Origin of the sequence: Pseudoalteromonas sp. MER144-MNA-CIBAN-0113 (genome assembly GCF_040308965.1) — a bacterium.
GTDB lineage: Bacteria > Pseudomonadota > Gammaproteobacteria > Enterobacterales > Alteromonadaceae > Pseudoalteromonas > Pseudoalteromonas tetraodonis.
The window spans coordinates 1-16529 of record NZ_JBEOOG010000084.1; the positions used below are offsets into that span (position 1 = coordinate 1).

The window sequence follows — 16529 nt, forward strand, 5'->3', positions numbered from 1 at the left end:
ACACCACATAGGCTCTGCCTTGCCTAAATACCAAACAGACTGCTGCAAATTTAACCTTGAAAGATCAACAGACCCTAATCTATTAAAAAGCCACACTAAATAGTGTGGCTTTTTGTTTTTAGCTGCAGCTTAAAATTTCATTTCAACTTTGCCGTAAACATAGCGGCCATTAAAACCAAATGGCGAAAAGCCCGAGTAAGAGAACAAACGAGAGAAAGTGGTTACATCGCTCACTAAATCACGCGTTGGATCTGGGTATACATCAAACACATTATTCGCGCCTAAGCTCAGAGTAATGTTGTTATTAAGTGCATAGGCAACATCTAAGTCGGTGATCCACTTTGGCTTGAGCACTTCGTTACGCTCTGGAATTTCTGATGGGTCTTGTGTTTCACCATAGCGAGTGCTGCGAAGTGTGGTACGCCATTCGTTTAGTGTCCATGTAGCGCTTAGGTTGTATTTATTACGCGGGGTACTTACTTCAAAACGACGCAGTTCATTACCCGAGAACAAATTATCTTGTTCAACACCTACGCTTTGTAGCTCAGCGGGTGGGGCAATAATATTAGTCACTTCGTTTTTGCCGTAGTTATAGCCTAAATTAAACGCTACATCACCGTAGTTATCGGTCATTAGGTTGTAAGAGGCAACCACATCAACGCCACGGGTTTTGCTATCAATCGCGTTTAAGAAAAACCGCCCTTGGTTAGCTCCAGTGCCCTCAAGTAAGCTTGCTACACCTGCACCCGACAGGTTATTTGATAACACAATACGGTCATCAATTAATATTTGGTAATAATCCACAGATAAGCTGAAATTAAAGTCGGTTGACCAGGTAAAACCTACCCCGTAGTTGGTGGCTTCTTCTGCATCTAAGCCCGGTGATCCCAATGCAACGGCTACATCACTGCTTGGGGCAAACGTCCCTGTTTGTGTTGGAATACCATCAACAAACACGGTGGCCACTGAAGTAAAATATTGCTGTTGCAGAGAGGGCGCTCTAAAGCCGGTTGATACAGAGCCGCGTAATGCTAAATCTTCTGTTAGCGTATAGCGGGTGGCAATTTTACCATTAAGCGTATCGCCAAAGTCAGAGTAGTCTTCATAACGCGCTGCGACGGCAACGTTCCAGTTATCTGTAATAAAGGCTTCTAAATCCACGTAAAGGCTAACATTATGGCGGCTGTTATCACCCGCAGACTCAGGTGTGAAACCTGGGAATACTTGCGAACCTGCAGAGCCAAATGGGCCATTAACTTGGTCGGTTACTGCGCCACCAGGGCCAAAGGTGCCCTGTGCGTATGAGGCTTCTTCGCCTGCCTGAATTTCGTAGCCTTCACGACGATACTCAGCACCCACTGCGACGTTAATTCCGCTAGCTAAAAAGTCAGCATCAATCTCGCGGCTAAAATCAAGGTTAATAGTCAGCTGATCGTAGGTAAGTGTACCGGCATCAAAACTGGTTTGACTGCTAGGCCCATATGAGGTGTTTAAGCTATCAATAACACCAAAGTTAAAGGCATCTTGGCCGTATACAGCAGAAGCGTCGTAATTCCATTCATTAGCAAAACCTTTTACGCCGAGTGCTAACGAAAAATCGTCAATATCTGAGGTGATCACCGGTAAAAAGCCATCAGGATAAATATCTGTTACGTTACGGCTGTCTTGTGCGCGACGATAAAAACCACCGCCTTCGCCTTCACGCTTGCTGTAAGAGCCAAACGAGTAAAGCTCGGCATCGTTAGTTAATTGATAACCGGCATTATAAAACAGCGCGAAGTCTTCAACGGTGCCATTGCCAAAGTTATGATTGTAACGATCCCATGTGAACTCACGCGGATCAAGAGAGCCATCAGGTAGGCGGGCGTAATTTTCGCGCTGGTCATAATCAGAGCGATTCGTTGAGCTACGGTCGCGATATTCAGTAGAAATACTTAAAAAGCCGTTATCGCCCAATTCAAACCCCATATTACCTTGCAGGGTTAAGGTTTGGCCGTCGGTAAGCGAGCGGTCACTGCCTTCATTAAAGGCTAAGTTGCCATTGGCGTCTTCAGAAACGGATTCTAGTTGAGGCACACCCTGCATTTCGGTGATGTTTGCTCCATATACAGCACCTAGGCTGCCGCCACTGCTATTACTTTTAAGGACAATATTGATCACACCGGCAATGGCGTCTGAGCCATATTGCGCTGCGGCACCGTCGCGTAATAATTCTATTCGCTCAATGGCATTGGCTGGAATAGCGTTTAAATCAACCGATGATGATCCACGACCGGTTGAACCGTTTAAATTAAGCAGTGCATTACTATGGCGACGTTTACCATTTACGAGCACTAAGGTGTGATCAGGTGCTAAGCCACGCAGTTGAGCTGGGCGCACATGGTCGCTGCCATCGGTGATTGATGGCTGAGGGAAATTAAAGCTTGGTAATAAGGTGCTCAGTAGTGCATTGGTTTCAGTTTGCCCTGAACTTTTTAGGGCATCGCCGCTAATGATATCAATCGGAACTGGGCTGTCTTCAACTGTGCGGCCGAGTCGGCGAGAGCCAATTACACTAATTTGTTCAATATTTTCTTCTGCTTGTGTGTCTTGCTGTGCGGCATTTACCGACCACGAGCCAAGTAGTGCAGTGGCAACACTGAGTGTAATGGTTTTTTTTGCTGTAAATAGCTGTTTTAGTTGCATGATTAGTTTCCCTCATTCAATGCTCTACAGGTAATTCAATTATTAATGAACTAATTGAAACTTCTGTTGTCAAGGTAGACCATTTTTACAACCAAGGTCAATTGAATTACATTCAATCTACAATTTATTTACAGTAGCGGGTGGAGTATTTGAGTAGCTTGTAGCGTAAGTCGCCATTTACCATTTAATTTTACCTGTGAGCATATCTTTAAACATTACCCAATCGCCCCATAAACTATATAACGGGTGCTTAAATGTAGCAGGGCGGTTTTTTTCAAAAAAGAAATGCCCAACCCACGCAAAGCCATAACCAATCACTGGTAATAACCATAACAACATAAGTTGTGAGCTAAAAAACGCATAGCCTGCCAGTAACAGTACTAAGCTACTGCCTATAAAATGCAATCTACGGCAGGTTTGATTACGATGCTCTTTTAAGTAAAAAGGGTAAAAGCGTTTAAAGCTTGTAAAGGATTGAATTTCTGTCATTAGTTAGCCTATTGGTGTTTAAACGTTGTTCATTAATGTATTTAAGCGTAACTAAGCGCAGGTTAACAGCGATAAATGACGTTTACCGCATCTTAATAGACAAAAGCAGTAAAAGTTAATAACTTAGAGTGATTATCAATAAGGAAATAAAATAACAATGCTAAAAAAAACACTGACCTGTGCGGTTGTAATCGCACTTGCGGGTTGTTCACAACCTGCAGAAAACACCTCTCAAAATGAAGTAAAAACAGCAATGAAAGCAGTTAACTCTCTAGATTACCCTGAAACTAAAAAAGGCACAGTGGTTGACACTTACTTTGGTGAAACTGTGGCTGATCCGTATCGTTGGTTAGAAGATGATATGAGTGATGAAACGGCTCAATGGGTTAAAACACAAAATAACTTAACTTTTTCATATTTAGAGCAAATACCGTACAGAGATACGTTAAAGCAGCGCCTTGAAAAGTTAATGAACTACGAAAAAATCAGCGCGCCGTTCACCGAAGGTGATTACACCTATTTTTACAAAAATGATGGCCTGCAAAATCAGTACGTTTTATACCGCAGTAAAGACGGCGGCGAGGCTGAGATTTTCTTAGATCCTAATACCTTTAGTGAAGATGGTACCACTTCAATGTCGGGCTTATCATTTTCAGAAGACGGCTCATTGTTAGCATACCAAATATCGGAAGGTGGCAGTGATTGGCGTAAAATCATTGTTATAGACACCGAAACCAAAGAGCAAGTAGAGCAAGCACTGGTTGATGTTAAATTTAGTGGCGTAAGTTGGTTGGCAAATGATGGTTTTTATTATTCAAGCTACGACAAACCAGAAGGCAGTGAGCTTTCTGCAAAAACTGATCAACATAAAGTGTACTATCATAAATTAGGCCAAGCCCAAAGCGAGGATACGCTAGTATTTGGCGATACCGCTGAGCAAAAACACCGTTATGTAGGCGCTAAAGCGACCAAAGATGGCCGTTATTTGTTTATTACTGCTAGCGTATCGACCTCAGGCAATAAGTTATTTATTAAAGATTTAACCAAGCCAGATAGCGAGTTTGTTACCGTTGTGGGTAATACCGACTCTGATACCAGTGTGATTGATAACGAAGGCAGCAAGCTATTTTTGGTTACTAACTTAAATGCTCCAAATAAAAAAGTAGTGACGGTTGATGCAAGCAACCCGCAACCTGAAAACTGGCAAGATTTTATTCCAGAAACCGAAAACGTACTTAATGTAACGCTTGGCGGTAACACATTCTTTGCCAACTACATGGTTGATGCTATCTCTAAAGTGAAGCAGTACAACAAGCAGGGCGAATTGATCCGCGATATTAGTTTACCAGGGGTTGGTACGGCGGGTGGTTTTGGCGGTAAAAAAGAGCAAACTACGCTTTATTACTCATTTACTAACTATAAAACCCCTGGCACGACTTACAGCTTTGATGTACAAAGTGGTGAGTCTAAAGTATATCGTAAGTCAGGGATTGATTTTAATAGCGATAACTACACCTCTGAGCAAGTATTTTATACCTCTAAAGATGGCACTAAAGTACCGATGATTATCACTTACAAAAGTGATATTAAATTAGACGGTAGCAACCCAACTATTTTATATGGCTATGGTGGCTTTAATATAAGCTTAACACCTCGCTTTAGCTCTACAACAGCGGCTTGGCTTGAGCAAGGCGGCGTATACGCAGTAGCAAACATTCGTGGCGGCGGTGAGTATGGTAAAGAGTGGCATAAAGCGGGTACACAATTGCAAAAGCAAAATGTATTTGACGACTTTATTGCTGCCGCACAATACTTACAAGATAAAAAATACACCTCTAAAAAACGCCTAGCACTGCGAGGTGGTTCAAACGGCGGGTTATTAGTCGGTGCTGTAATGACCCAGCGACCTGACTTATTTCAAGTGGCGTTACCTGCGGTAGGCGTACTCGATATGCTTCGTTATCATACCTTTACAGCGGGTGCTGGCTGGGCATACGATTATGGTACTAGCGACCAAAGTAAAGAAATGTTTGATTACTTAAAAGGCTACTCGCCAATTCATAATGTAAAAGCAGGGGTTGAATATCCGGCGACTATGATCACTACAGGCGATCATGATGACCGCGTTGTACCGTCGCATTCATTTAAATTTGCAGCAGAGCTTCAAGCGAAGCAAGCGGGTACTAACCCAACGCTTATTCGTATTGAAACCAATGCAGGCCATGGTGCAGGTACACCAACCAGTAAAATTATTGACCTTTATGCCGACATGTACGGTTTTACGCTATACAACATGGGCATTAAATCACTTTAATGTGACTTTATAAGCTAACGAAAAGCCGAGTTACTTAAGTGACTCGGCTTTTTTTAGGCTCACTACTTTATTGTATGGGAGAGAACAACCGTTGATAAGTTTTATAAGCGTATTCGTCACTCATACCGCTTAAGTAGTCACAAATAATTCGCATGCCTTGATGGTGTTTTTCGGCTTCTAGGTAAAGTGCTTGCGTGGTTTCGGGTAATAACCGCATTGGATCGCTGGCAAATGCGGTAAACAGTTCAATAAGCAGGTTCTGCCCTTTAAATTCTATTTGTTGCATTTGTGGATCGCGTATCAAGCGTTGAAATACAAAATGTTTAAGTATTTGTAATACGTTTTCGTATTGCTGATCTAATTTAGCGGTGTGCTTTAAAATAGGGCATTCAAAGGCATCGTTTTGTATGTCTAAATGAATATGAATAATAAAGGTATTTACTAATTCACCAATGGCATCTTTACGCTCATGTTCGTGTTTTGAAAATAATCGCTCTGTAAGTGATTTAAGTAGCGTATTTAACCAATCATAGTTGAGTGCTTGTAAGTGCGGCAATGCATGGGTTAACCAATCGTCTAGGCTTAACACATCGGTGGCTATGGCATCTTCAAGATCGTGTACGGCATAGGCAATGTCATCAGCCAGTTCCATAATGGCACTATCGAGAGATTTATAGCGTGTTTTAGCTCGGTATGAATCTACAATATTTTGGCTGGTTAATAATGCTTTATCATTTTGACTCAGTGGTTCAATGATCCAATTAAATATAGGTGCATCGTCATTGTAAATACCTTTAGCAGGTCGCCAGTCGTCGGCTTTTATAAACGCGCGTTGTTTATCCACTTTGGGAATGTTGTACCACAGCTGGTCGATAAAACCAGGGTACTTTATAAACCCTAACAAGGTGCGTCTAGTTAAGTTCATGCCGTAGCCGTTACTATAGGGCTCTAGCTTTGCCACAATGCGCAGTGTTTGTGCGTTACCCTCAAAACCACCATGATCACGCATCATATAGTTAAGTGCAATTTCGCCACCATGCCCAAACGGTGGATGGCCTATATCGTGGGCTAAACATAAGGTTTCGAGCAATCCAGTAGATGGAAAATGTTCAAAGCTTGGATGTTGGACCTTTAAATGGCGTAATATGCCGGTGCCTATTTGCGAGACTTCTAAAGAATGGGTAAGACGTGTACGGTAAAAGTCGTTTAAGCCAATACCCATTATTTGGGTTTTAGCTTGAAGACGCCTAAATGCTGCAGCATGAATAATTCGAGAGCGGTCTATTTGCCAAGGAGAGCGGTTATCGTTTGGGCGGTGCTTATATTGTTCAATTATTCTATTTTGCCACTGTTTATCCATGTCACAACCTATCTCTATATTTACGACTTTAACGCTTAGTATATTATAAATAACTCACAATAGGCGTATGAATTTTATTCAGTTGTTCGGTATTCGCGTTTATAAAGTGGCTTAGGTATAATGAGTGTTCGTATGTATGTGACTACACCATACATAACTTAGAGTTTAATTGAGATAATACATGTTAAAAACTATTTTTCAGTTGTTGTTAGCCGCCGTTGTTATTTGGGCGTTGACCCTTCCGTTTATTGATGCTGATGAACTAGTATCAGACGAGCAAACCAGCTCTAACGACATAAAAAAAGAGAAGAAAAAAGAAAAACCATTGCACAACGTTAAGTTGCCAAAGTTCTCAGAATTCACTGATGTGAAAGAGAAAAAACATGCGTTTTTTAACTTTATTAAGCCTCATGTAGAAGCCGAAAACAAAAAGATTTTACAACAACGTGCAAACCTTGAAATTGCACGCATGATGATAGAGCACAGTGAACCGCTTAGTAAAAAACAAGCGGGCGACATAAAAAAAATACTTAAGTCGTACGGATTACCTGAAACGTTAGATACCATCACCTTAAGCCAAGCACTGCGCCGAGTAGACATCATTCCTAAAGAGATGGCCTTAATGCAGGCAGCCAATGAGTCTGCATGGGGCACTTCACGCTTTGCACGAATCGGCTTAAACTTTTTTGGCCAATGGTGCTACAAAAAAGGCTGTGGCATGGTACCAAGAAGACGTAATAGTGAAGCCGAGCATGAAGTGGCTGCATTTAAATCGGTACGTGCAGCAGTAAGCTCTTATTTTAAAAATATTAATACCCACAATGCTTACAAAGAGCTACGTACTATCCGCGAAGACTTACGCGCACAACAAAAACCAATTTTAGCGACTAAATTAACGTATGGTTTAATGTCTTACTCTGAACGTGGTGAAGCGTACATTGAAGAGCTTAATACCATGATTAATCAAAACCGAGCGTACTTTAATGAATAAGCCGTTATTAAAATTAGTTACAGCCAGCTTTTTAGCAGTAGCAGCTAGTAGTGCCGTTGCTAAAGAGTTTGTGATGTCGTATGACGGTTTTTACGACCGTTTAAAAGTGGTAAACAAAGGGGACTTTCAGTACGCCCGCGTAAACTTTTATATTAGCGATATTGGTACTAACGAAGTTTGTAGTATTAAAAGCGGGACTATTTTAACTGAAAAAAATGAGTACCCGCTTAATTATACCGACAAAGCGCAATTGCTATTACCGTTCGATAAACAGCTAGATACCGACAAAGCGGTGATTGTAGTTCAGCCAAAAAATCCGGTTCACGACTGTCAGTTAAAGCTTCAAATAGAGGCCAACGAGCTAGAAGGGCTAACCTTTTCAAAGCAATCATTATTAACCATTAATAATGAGCTTGAAGCGCTTTTAACAGACTTGTCGGGCTTTTTTGTTAGCAAACTAATGTGGTTTTTACTGCCTGAGCAAAAAGGGGTGGTTGTTACTTTTAATGCGCCTAAACAATTTGATGATGAGCGCATAACATGCGAAGAATCAGTATGTTATTTTGAAGTAACAGACAGCTGGCAAAACGACACCAAAGTATTGGCTGATATAAACGAGGTAGTTAAAGTAACGCCTTGGATCAGTAAGTAATAAAATTAATTGGTTTGATTATAAAGCGGGGTCAGGTTTGACCCCGCTTTTTTTATTGCTAAATTAAATAATGGCAGAGGGGCTATTCATGAGCGCGCTTTTTTCATCATGAGTAACAACTTTATTTCGGCCCGTTTCTTTAGCAAGGTAAAGGCGTTTATCAGCTTGCAATAGCAGCTCTTGCATATTTAAATCGCGAATAAGTGCGCTACTTACTCCAGCACTAACAGACAGTGCAATACTATTACCGTTAAAATAAAAGGGATATTGATCAATACTTCTGCATAGCTTTTGGGCTAACTGCCTTGCTTGAGTAAGATTTTTTTGGTTAAGGAAAATAGCAAACTCTTCTCCGCCAATTCGAGCGGTAATGCCTGCTTCAAAAAACAATTCGTTAATATGTTGTGCAATCCACTTTATTGCTTCGTCGCCAGTTTCATGACCATATCGGTCGTTCACTTGTTTAAAAAGATCGATATCGAGCATAATTAACGACACTCTGCTGTTAAGTGGTACAGTGTGGGTTATTTTTTTACACAGGCGGAAAAAGCCTCGCCTGTTTAATAATTGTGTGAGCGGATCGTGATTAGCTAAGTTTATTAGTTTTGATTCTTCATTGGCAAAAGCAATAAACGGCAGAATTAACGCACTGGCTGTGGTTAAAAATAAATGCGAGACCAATAATAGTTGTAACCCTGCGGCTAAGTTCGCCTGACTAATTTGGCTAAAGTAGGGTAAAACAAGGAGTACAACTTGCAACAGCATTACTACACTGTGTAGTGAAAAGCAGGCAATTAGTAGTCGTTGCTGTACTTTAGCAACACTGGGGGTTTTAATCATTAAATAGGCCGCGTAGCAAAATAGTACGGCAGTAATAATACTGGTAATAATTTGCCCCGCATCAATGAGATACACAGCAAGTAGCAATGTGCAACATATAGCACAAGCATAATATAAAGGCGTTAGCTTCACTGCAGGCACCGTACTTTGTGGTATTAACCCTAAAATAAGCAGGAGTGGGGTTAAAATAATAAATAGGTAAGCAAAAAAGTAAGTTAAAAGTGGATAGTCAATCACTCCTCTCAAACCAATCAGGGCAATAGCGGTTATAAACGAGCAGCAGGCAGTAGCAAAAAATAAAAAGCTAGGTTGTTTTTTATATGAATACACTGAAAAAAAGAACACTGCAATAAACAAGTTAAGAATAAAACAGAGGCTAATTAATGTGGGTAAATGAAGCATGTTTTAGTTGCTCTTTTAGCTGAATAAGAAATAACGCTTAACTCATTATTAGGTAGTAACACTAAAATAGCAAGGGGGTAAAAAGTATTAACTTTATACTCCCTTGCTACAAACTTAACCCTTTAAGGTCAGTCGTTAAACTAAACTTTTTAATGCGGCATCGATTTCAGAAAAGTGAAAACGGTAATTATTTTCTAATGCTTTTTTAGGCACCACAAATTGGCCGGTTGTGAGTAGATCTGACATTTCTCCCATTAAAACATTTAGCACAGCTGCAGGCATGGGCATAAAGGCAGGGCGTGACAATGCTTTGCCCAATGATTGGCTAAATTGTTTATTGCTCACCGGATGCGGGGCAGTGGCATTTACAGCACCAGAGATATCTTGATTACGAATCAAAAATAAAATGAGCTGCACCATGTCATCAATGTGGATCCACGACATACCTTGCTCGCCATTGCCAATTGGCCCGCCTAAACAAAGCTTAAATGCAGGCAACATTTTTCCAAGTGCGCCGCCTTTTTTAGCCAGTACAATACCTGTGCGAAGTAAGCAAACACGGGTATCGTCAGACTCAGCTTTTAATGCAGCGAGTTCCCAATCCTTACAAAGTTGGTGACTAAATTCATCGTGTGGTTCTGTGTTGTTTTCATCAACTTGGGTTTTACCTTGGCGACCATAATAGCCTATTGCACTGCCTGAAATAAACGTATGTGGTGGTGTATGACACTGATTAATTGCATCACTTATGGCTTGAGTAATAATAATTCGGCTATCACGTATTTTTGCTTTTTGTTTATCACTCCAGCGTTTATTAACGATAGGTTCGCCGGCTAAATTAATGACAATATCGACCGTATTTAAATCGACATTGTCTAAGCTGCTAACAGCATTTACTCTGTGGCCTAACAACACTTTAGCTTTGGTTGGATTTCTACTTAGTACCGTAATGTCGTGGTGGTGCAACAAGAAAGGGCAAAGGTGCCTACCAATCAAGCCCGTGGCGCCTGTAAAAAAAATATGCATTGCAACTCCAAAATTATAAATAAAGCGGGATGTTTAAAATTTATACTCCCCAGCTCAACGATTTGCAAATTTATACGTACTAATCATTATTATGATCACCCATAAATATTTCATTCTATTGGGTTTTGCCTTACACTGAAGTCAAATAACAGCAATAGGATAAGAGTATTGGCAAGTTTAACTGGGGTAAATAAAAGCTTAATTATTTTTGCAGCGTTGGTCATTGTATTAGCGGGCATTAAAGCCGCAAGTGCTATTGTTATTCCGTTTATTTTGGCAGCATTCATCGCCATTATTTGTAGCCCACTCATTAATTTTTTTGCTCGCTACCGTATTCCAAAAGGCATAGCGGTGGTGCTTGTAGTGCTTATTATTATGGGCTTAGGTGTTAGCTTAGGCGGTTTAGTGGGGCAGTCGGTTAACGATTTTTCAAAGCAGTTACCAGAATACAAAGCACAGTTAAAAGAAGAATTTGTATGGCTGGTTGATATGGCTTCGCAATACAATATTTTAATTAATAAAGAACAAATTTTGTCTATGTTCGACCCCGGTAAAATGGTTGATGTTGCCACTAATATGTTAACCGGCTTAGGTAGCGTAATGGCCAATATGTTTTTAATTATTTTAACGGTTGTTTTTATGCTGTTTGAAGGGCCGATACTTGGCAAAAAAATTCATTTAGCACTAGACGACCCCGACAGCAAAATTAAGCAAATTGACCGCTTTTTAGACTCTATTAACTCTTATTTGGCCATTAAAACCCTAGTAAGTTTAGCTACCGGTGTAATTGCTGGTTTTTACTTGTGGATACTCGATGTTGATTACTTTGTACTTTGGGGCGTATTGGCATTTATGCTTAATTACATTCCTAACATTGGTTCAATCATAGCGGCTGTGCCAGCACTGTTACTGGCGCTTATTACTCAAGGCCCCTTAGTGGCAGGGCTTGTTGGCGCGGGTTATTTAACTATAAACACCGTAATGGGTAATATTGTTGAGCCTAAATACATGGGTAAAGGGTTAGGGCTTTCTACGTTAGTGGTGTTTTTATCGTTAATATTTTGGGGCTGGCTATTAGGCTCTGTGGGTATGTTGTTATCGGTGCCGTTAACCATGATTGTAAAAATAGCGCTAGAAGCCAGTGACGAAGGGCGTTGGTTAGCAACCATGCTTGGCACAGGTGAAGAAACCGTCATTAAATCAGAAGACTAATACCTTACAAAGGCGTGACTAAGCACGCCTTTAACATTATTAAGTATTTATTAAATTAGCTAAGGCGCTATCTACGGCGTTTATAGCCCCCTCTAAATAGCCAGCCTCCTGCTTTGCAAACTCACTGCCCACAAAATGCACTTTTAACTGTTTAAGCTGCTCGCCAAGCCCTGAAAAATTAAATTCAGGATGCTGCGATACACCTAGTTGGTCATCCTTGTTGGCCACAAATTCATCCTCAGCCCAATCTTTTATCGTGCAATCAGTGACAGTATAAGCCTGCTCACCATAAAAATAGCCAAGCTGATCAAGGCAAGCTTGGGTTAATTGCTCGCGAGTTACTTGACTGCGCTGCAAGTAAGACACACCAATAAAGCCAAATAGAGCAGGGTGAGCATGATCACTTGCTGAGGCATCATGAATTTCTACCATTGGGCCAACACGGCTAAAACATTGCCCCGATAAGTTTTTATCTCGCCAAAAAGCGTGCTCAAAGGTGGCAACAAACTTTGCTTGGCCTGCCATCCACGTAGGCACTGACGCTAAACGCTGTGTTAAAACATTATCAGCCCATAAATGCGGAGTTAAATGCTGGCCGATCATTCTAGGCGGTAACGCCAACAATAACTGATCGCAAGTAAAGTGCTGCGTACTCCCTTGGTAATTAGCGCTTATATGCCAGCCATCGGAAAGCTTTTTCACTTCACTAACAGCGTGCTCTAATTTAACGGTGTTTGGGTCAAGCTGCTGATAAAGCGCATTAATAAGCTCGTTCATACCGTTTTGGATTCTAAATAGCTGCATTTCACCTGCGCCTGCAATTTGCTGAGCAGGGGCAGTATGCGATGCTTGATACAACACATCGCCTTGGGTGTATTGCTCAAAAACAGGGATGTTTAAATTAGTAACTAACTGTTGAATATTAGGCTGGTGCGGAAATATCCAGGTAGGGCCCAAATCATGGCCAATGATGTTGTTAGTTGCCAAAAAGTGAGAGGCAATTCGGCCACCCAAATTGGCTTTGGCTTCTAATAATAAAAACGGAATATTTCGCTTTTTTAGGTTGTAAGCGGCATATAAGCCCGCTAAGCCACCACCAATAATAACCACAGGTTTATGCATTTTAAAATCACTTTAGCTAAATCAATCTACTGGTAGGTAGTTTGTTGTTTTTATGCAGATTTGTCAAAACGTTTTATGGGCTGAGTGAGTAAGCTTTAGTGTGCACTCATACTCAGGAAAATGAGCGACGCGCGTATAGTATGCTAATTAGCACTGCTTAAAAGAATAAAACTTAATTATAGCAATGTGTTAGGTAATTTGTTAAAACTATATGTAGTAGAAAAAATAAGCGCAGCGCTGGTAGAGATATACGCGAGTCGCGCAATATAAAATTGTTAGCTGCTTTTGGAAAGAATCATGGATGTAATAGATATAAAAACATTTATCCCAAGTAAGGATTTCGAAATTTCAAAGTCTTTCTACTCGGAAATTGGATTCAAATCAGAATACGTAACCGATGATCTCACACTTTTTGAAAACGGTGATTGTCTTTTCTTTTTGCAGTGCTTTTACAATGAAGATTTGGCCAAAAATTTTATGTTGCAAATCTGCGTTTCAGACATCTACGAAGCGTATGAGTTATGCTCTAAATCCGAACACAAAACAAAGATTACCCCAATCCAACAAGAAGCTTGGGGTAAGGTCTTTTATTTATTAGGGCCAGTGGGTGAACTGTTGCATATCACGCAGCTGAGCAGCTAACAAAGCGCTGTTGGGGCTCCCTTTGGTCGCTGGGACGCTAACACGTGGGTTGACTCGCTTCGCTCAGATTTTAGCCCACGAGCTTATTATTCAATAAAAATAATGTAGACACCCAATTTAAAACGCAAAATAGAAAACGCCCATTAAAAGTGTATATATTTTATAGACTTAAACAATATTTATTAAGCTTTCTATGCAGTGCGGCAAGACACTATAAACAGCAACTGTCCCCATGATCGTTTTTGATGCAAATCAAATTTTAGTAAAGGTAGTTCTGTTTCAATGGAGATGAAGAGTGATATTAGTTTTGTTTTTTATGTTTCTATCTTTTTTTAGATGGTGTTATCTTTACTTCATCTTAGTTAAGTTAAATAGGAATAGAGTAACAGCCATCAGGATCGAGCTTGTAATATTGTTGGCGCAAGTATACGTGGCAGTCTGTTTTGAAAACTCGACTTATTTTTTATCGGGCGCTGGGTTTGCTTTTGTTCTCATCGCAATGATTGAAAGTATGGTGCTCAGGAAGAAATCATTAGATTAGTAGCAAGATCGTTCCTAATTTTTCAGAAGCTGAAGTAATTTCACTTAAGTCTCAGACTACTAAGGCAATATTTAAACATAGTGTGGTTGGCAGTAATTAAATTTCCGCACTTGTTCTGTTAACTTAAAATGACACTGATGCCACTAAAGTTAACCAAGAAAATTAAACTATAAAACTTTTTAAAAGATAAAAATGACAGGACTAATTTATCAGTGAGAATGATTGATAGAGTTTATGTCTGAAAATAATCCTTTTATGAAGAACAATTAACAACAGAGTAAAGTTGATGCATGTTTCGCTAAAGCCAGTATTCGTTAATAGGATAAGATGAGTGAGGGAATATACATTCAGTTAGTTGCTATTCTGGCAGCTTTAGGCTGGACCTTTTTACAGGTTTGTTGCCTGTTTATCGCTACACAATGTGTTTTTGGAATTGTGAATTTGGGATCTAATAGCTCAAGTATTCGTGAGAAAATATTACTACATGCTGTTACGGGAGCTTTTTACTCTTTGTTTATTCTGCCATTTATTTCGTTAGGGATGTTTTACTTTGCCACGATTAATATTCAAGGCTGGTATGAGCTCAAACCGTCAATTTGGGTTTTTGTAACTTGGTGCGTCGGGTTGTTTATGTTCTTTTTTTTCATATCCTTAACGGAATGGTTTGTGCGATCTAGTGAAAATAAACAAAAGAAACGTATGAATAACGATAATTAATATTAAATCAGCCCTTAATTTTGTACTTTCAAATGCTTTCTAAGTGGGTTTTATTCAGTATAAATTATAAATAGTGTCTAAGCGCATTCTTATCAAACTTTATCAGCTGTTTATGCTTTTGCTGCTATCTTTATTTATTACTAGTTCAAGTCGCAAATAATACAAACTAGAATAAGGGTAAAAAACTAAAATGACTCAAATGCGTATTCTCATGCATCGCGATCACCTAATACTATCTAAGCCGATCACCTAATACCATCCATCAAGATCACTCAATACCATCGATGCCGATCACTTTTCGGTCAAAATGGTATTGAGTGATCGGCTTGAATGGTATCGTTCAATTTGTACACGTTTTTGTCTAGCCAGTAGGTGTTTTTAACCGTTATTCTTTTCATTTTTGATGATGAGAATGACCATGCCAACGGCACCTATTTCAATGCGTAAACTTAAAGAGATTTTAAGACTAAAATACAGCTGTAAACTCAGTCATCGTCAGATAGCAACAAGCTTATCTGTTTCACCCTCAATCGTGTCTAAATATGCCTGTAAATCAGCAGAGTTAGATATTACTTACTGGCCGCTTGATGAGAAGTGGGATGATCACGCTCTGCAACAAGCGTTCTTCAAAACAAAGCCTCGATTAAAGGGCTTTACCATTCCTGACTGGTCGTTAGTTCAGCAAGAGCTTCGGCCTAAAACCATGACGTTGTTGCTGCTTTGGGAAGAATACAAAGAGCGGCACGCGGAAGGTTTTTACAGTTACACTCACTTCTGCCGTCAGTACAAGGCATGGCTTAAATGCCAAAAACCCTCCATGCGACAAAATCATAAAGCAGGTGAAAAACTGTTTGTGGATTACTGTGGCCCAACTATGAGTATTGTTGATACAAGTACAGGCGAATGTCGTACTGCACAAGTGTTCGTTGCGGTCATGGGTGCATCAAATTATACCTATGCCGAAGCGACTTACAGCCAGAAACTCGAAGATTGGGTGATGAGTCACGCCCGTTGTTTTGAGTTTCTTGGCGGTGTTCCTGAGCTAATAATTCCTGACAACCTTAAAAGTGCCGTCACCAAACCGTGTCGATATGAGCCTGACTTAAATCCAACCTACCAACAACTAGCGACACATTACGATACGGTCATTGTGCCCGCTAGACCCTATAAACCAAAGGATAAGGCTAAGGCTGAAGTGGGTGTGCAAATTGTTGAACGTTGGATAATGGCGCGCCTTCGCAATGAAACCTTCTTTAGCTTGCGTCAATTGAACCTGAAAATACAAGCATTACTGGTCGATTTAAATCAACGTAAAATGAAAAAGCATCCTGGCTCACGGCTCAGTCAGTTTGATGCTATCGACAGACCTGCACTCAAACCACTGCCTACACAGCCTTACAGCTATACCTTAGTAAAACAGGTGAGCGTGCATATTGATTATCATGTGGAAATTGAAAAGCACTACTACTCAGTGCCACATACCTTAATTAAACAAAAGCTTGAAGCCCATGCCTCCGGGAAGTTGGTGACACTCTA

General features: G+C 40.3%; 13 protein-coding genes. 7 read left to right on the plus strand and 6 right to left on the minus strand.

Annotation, left to right across the window (positions count from 1 at the left end; all coding sequences use genetic code 11):
• Positions 1–129: 129 nt before the first annotated feature.
• Entirely contained in the window at positions 130–2685 is a 2556-nt protein-coding gene (locus AAEY57_RS16555) for a TonB-dependent receptor plug domain-containing protein (RefSeq protein WP_350608289.1), read from the minus strand.
• 177 nt (positions 2686–2862) lie between these two features.
• Entirely contained in the window at positions 2863–3174 is a 312-nt protein-coding gene (locus AAEY57_RS16560) for an Mpo1-like protein (RefSeq protein WP_350608290.1), read from the minus strand.
• Between the two features lie 157 nt (positions 3175–3331).
• On the opposite strand from AAEY57_RS16560, the gene AAEY57_RS16565 reads away from it, so the two are divergent.
• A complete protein-coding gene (locus AAEY57_RS16565) occupies positions 3332–5488 on the plus strand; it encodes a prolyl oligopeptidase family serine peptidase (RefSeq protein ID WP_350608291.1) in 2157 nt (718 codons plus the stop codon).
• A gap of 67 nt (positions 5489–5555) precedes the next feature.
• Here the strand turns inward: AAEY57_RS16565 and AAEY57_RS16570 are convergent, their stop codons facing one another.
• The gene (locus AAEY57_RS16570) at positions 5556–6848 is read right to left on the minus strand and encodes an anti-phage deoxyguanosine triphosphatase (RefSeq protein ID WP_350608292.1); all 1293 of its coding nucleotides are present in this window, start codon (positions 6846–6848) and stop codon (positions 5556–5558) included.
• A gap of 181 nt (positions 6849–7029) precedes the next feature.
• Between AAEY57_RS16570 and AAEY57_RS16575 the strand changes: the two genes are divergently transcribed.
• Both AAEY57_RS16575 and AAEY57_RS16580 read left to right on the plus strand, forming a co-directional pair.
• Complete coding sequence (locus AAEY57_RS16575) at positions 7030–7839, plus strand: glucosaminidase domain-containing protein (RefSeq protein WP_054201057.1); 810 nt, start codon at positions 7030–7032, stop codon at positions 7837–7839.
• On the plus strand, positions 7832–8491 hold the full coding sequence (locus AAEY57_RS16580) for a DUF2987 domain-containing protein (protein WP_350608293.1): 660 nt from the start codon (positions 7832–7834) through the stop codon (positions 8489–8491). The genes AAEY57_RS16575 and AAEY57_RS16580 overlap by 8 nt, the downstream gene beginning before the upstream one ends.
• Positions 8492–8554: 63 nt before the next feature.
• On the opposite strand, the gene AAEY57_RS16585 is transcribed toward AAEY57_RS16580, so the two are convergent.
• Together AAEY57_RS16585 and AAEY57_RS16590 are read right to left on the minus strand one after the other, a co-directional pair.
• The gene (locus AAEY57_RS16585; RefSeq protein WP_350608294.1) at positions 8555–9733 is read right to left on the minus strand and encodes a GGDEF domain-containing protein; all 1179 of its coding nucleotides are present in this window, start codon (positions 9731–9733) and stop codon (positions 8555–8557) included.
• 135 nt (positions 9734–9868) lie between these two features.
• The gene (locus AAEY57_RS16590; protein ID WP_024603105.1) at positions 9869–10759 is read right to left on the minus strand and encodes a TIGR01777 family oxidoreductase; all 891 of its coding nucleotides are present in this window, start codon (positions 10757–10759) and stop codon (positions 9869–9871) included.
• 168 nt (positions 10760–10927) lie between these two features.
• On the opposite strand from AAEY57_RS16590, the gene AAEY57_RS16595 reads away from it, so the two are divergent.
• Positions 10928–11971 carry an AI-2E family transporter gene (locus AAEY57_RS16595; protein WP_013465095.1) on the plus strand — a complete coding sequence of 348 codons (1044 nt, stop codon included), beginning with the start codon at positions 10928–10930 and terminating at the stop codon, positions 11969–11971.
• A 39-nt stretch (positions 11972–12010) separates the two neighbouring features.
• Here AAEY57_RS16595 and AAEY57_RS16600 read toward each other — a convergent pair whose 3' ends face one another.
• Positions 12011–13093 carry a flavin monoamine oxidase family protein gene (locus AAEY57_RS16600; protein WP_024603104.1) on the minus strand — a complete coding sequence of 361 codons (1083 nt, stop codon included), beginning with the start codon at positions 13091–13093 and terminating at the stop codon, positions 12011–12013.
• 297 nt (positions 13094–13390) lie between these two features.
• Here AAEY57_RS16600 and AAEY57_RS16605 point away from each other — a divergent pair, with 297 nt between their 5' ends.
• From AAEY57_RS16605 to istA, 3 genes are all read left to right on the plus strand, one after another.
• The gene (locus AAEY57_RS16605; protein ID WP_024603103.1) at positions 13391–13735 is read left to right on the plus strand and encodes a VOC family protein; all 345 of its coding nucleotides are present in this window, start codon (positions 13391–13393) and stop codon (positions 13733–13735) included.
• Between the two features lie 868 nt (positions 13736–14603).
• Positions 14604–14993: a hypothetical protein gene (locus AAEY57_RS16610; RefSeq protein ID WP_024603102.1), complete on the plus strand. Its 390-nt coding sequence runs from the start codon at positions 14604–14606 to the stop codon at positions 14991–14993.
• Between the two features lie 418 nt (positions 14994–15411).
• A partial coding sequence (gene istA, locus AAEY57_RS16615; RefSeq protein WP_350608295.1) for an IS21 family transposase occupies positions 15412–16529 on the plus strand: 1118 nt, incomplete at its 3' end.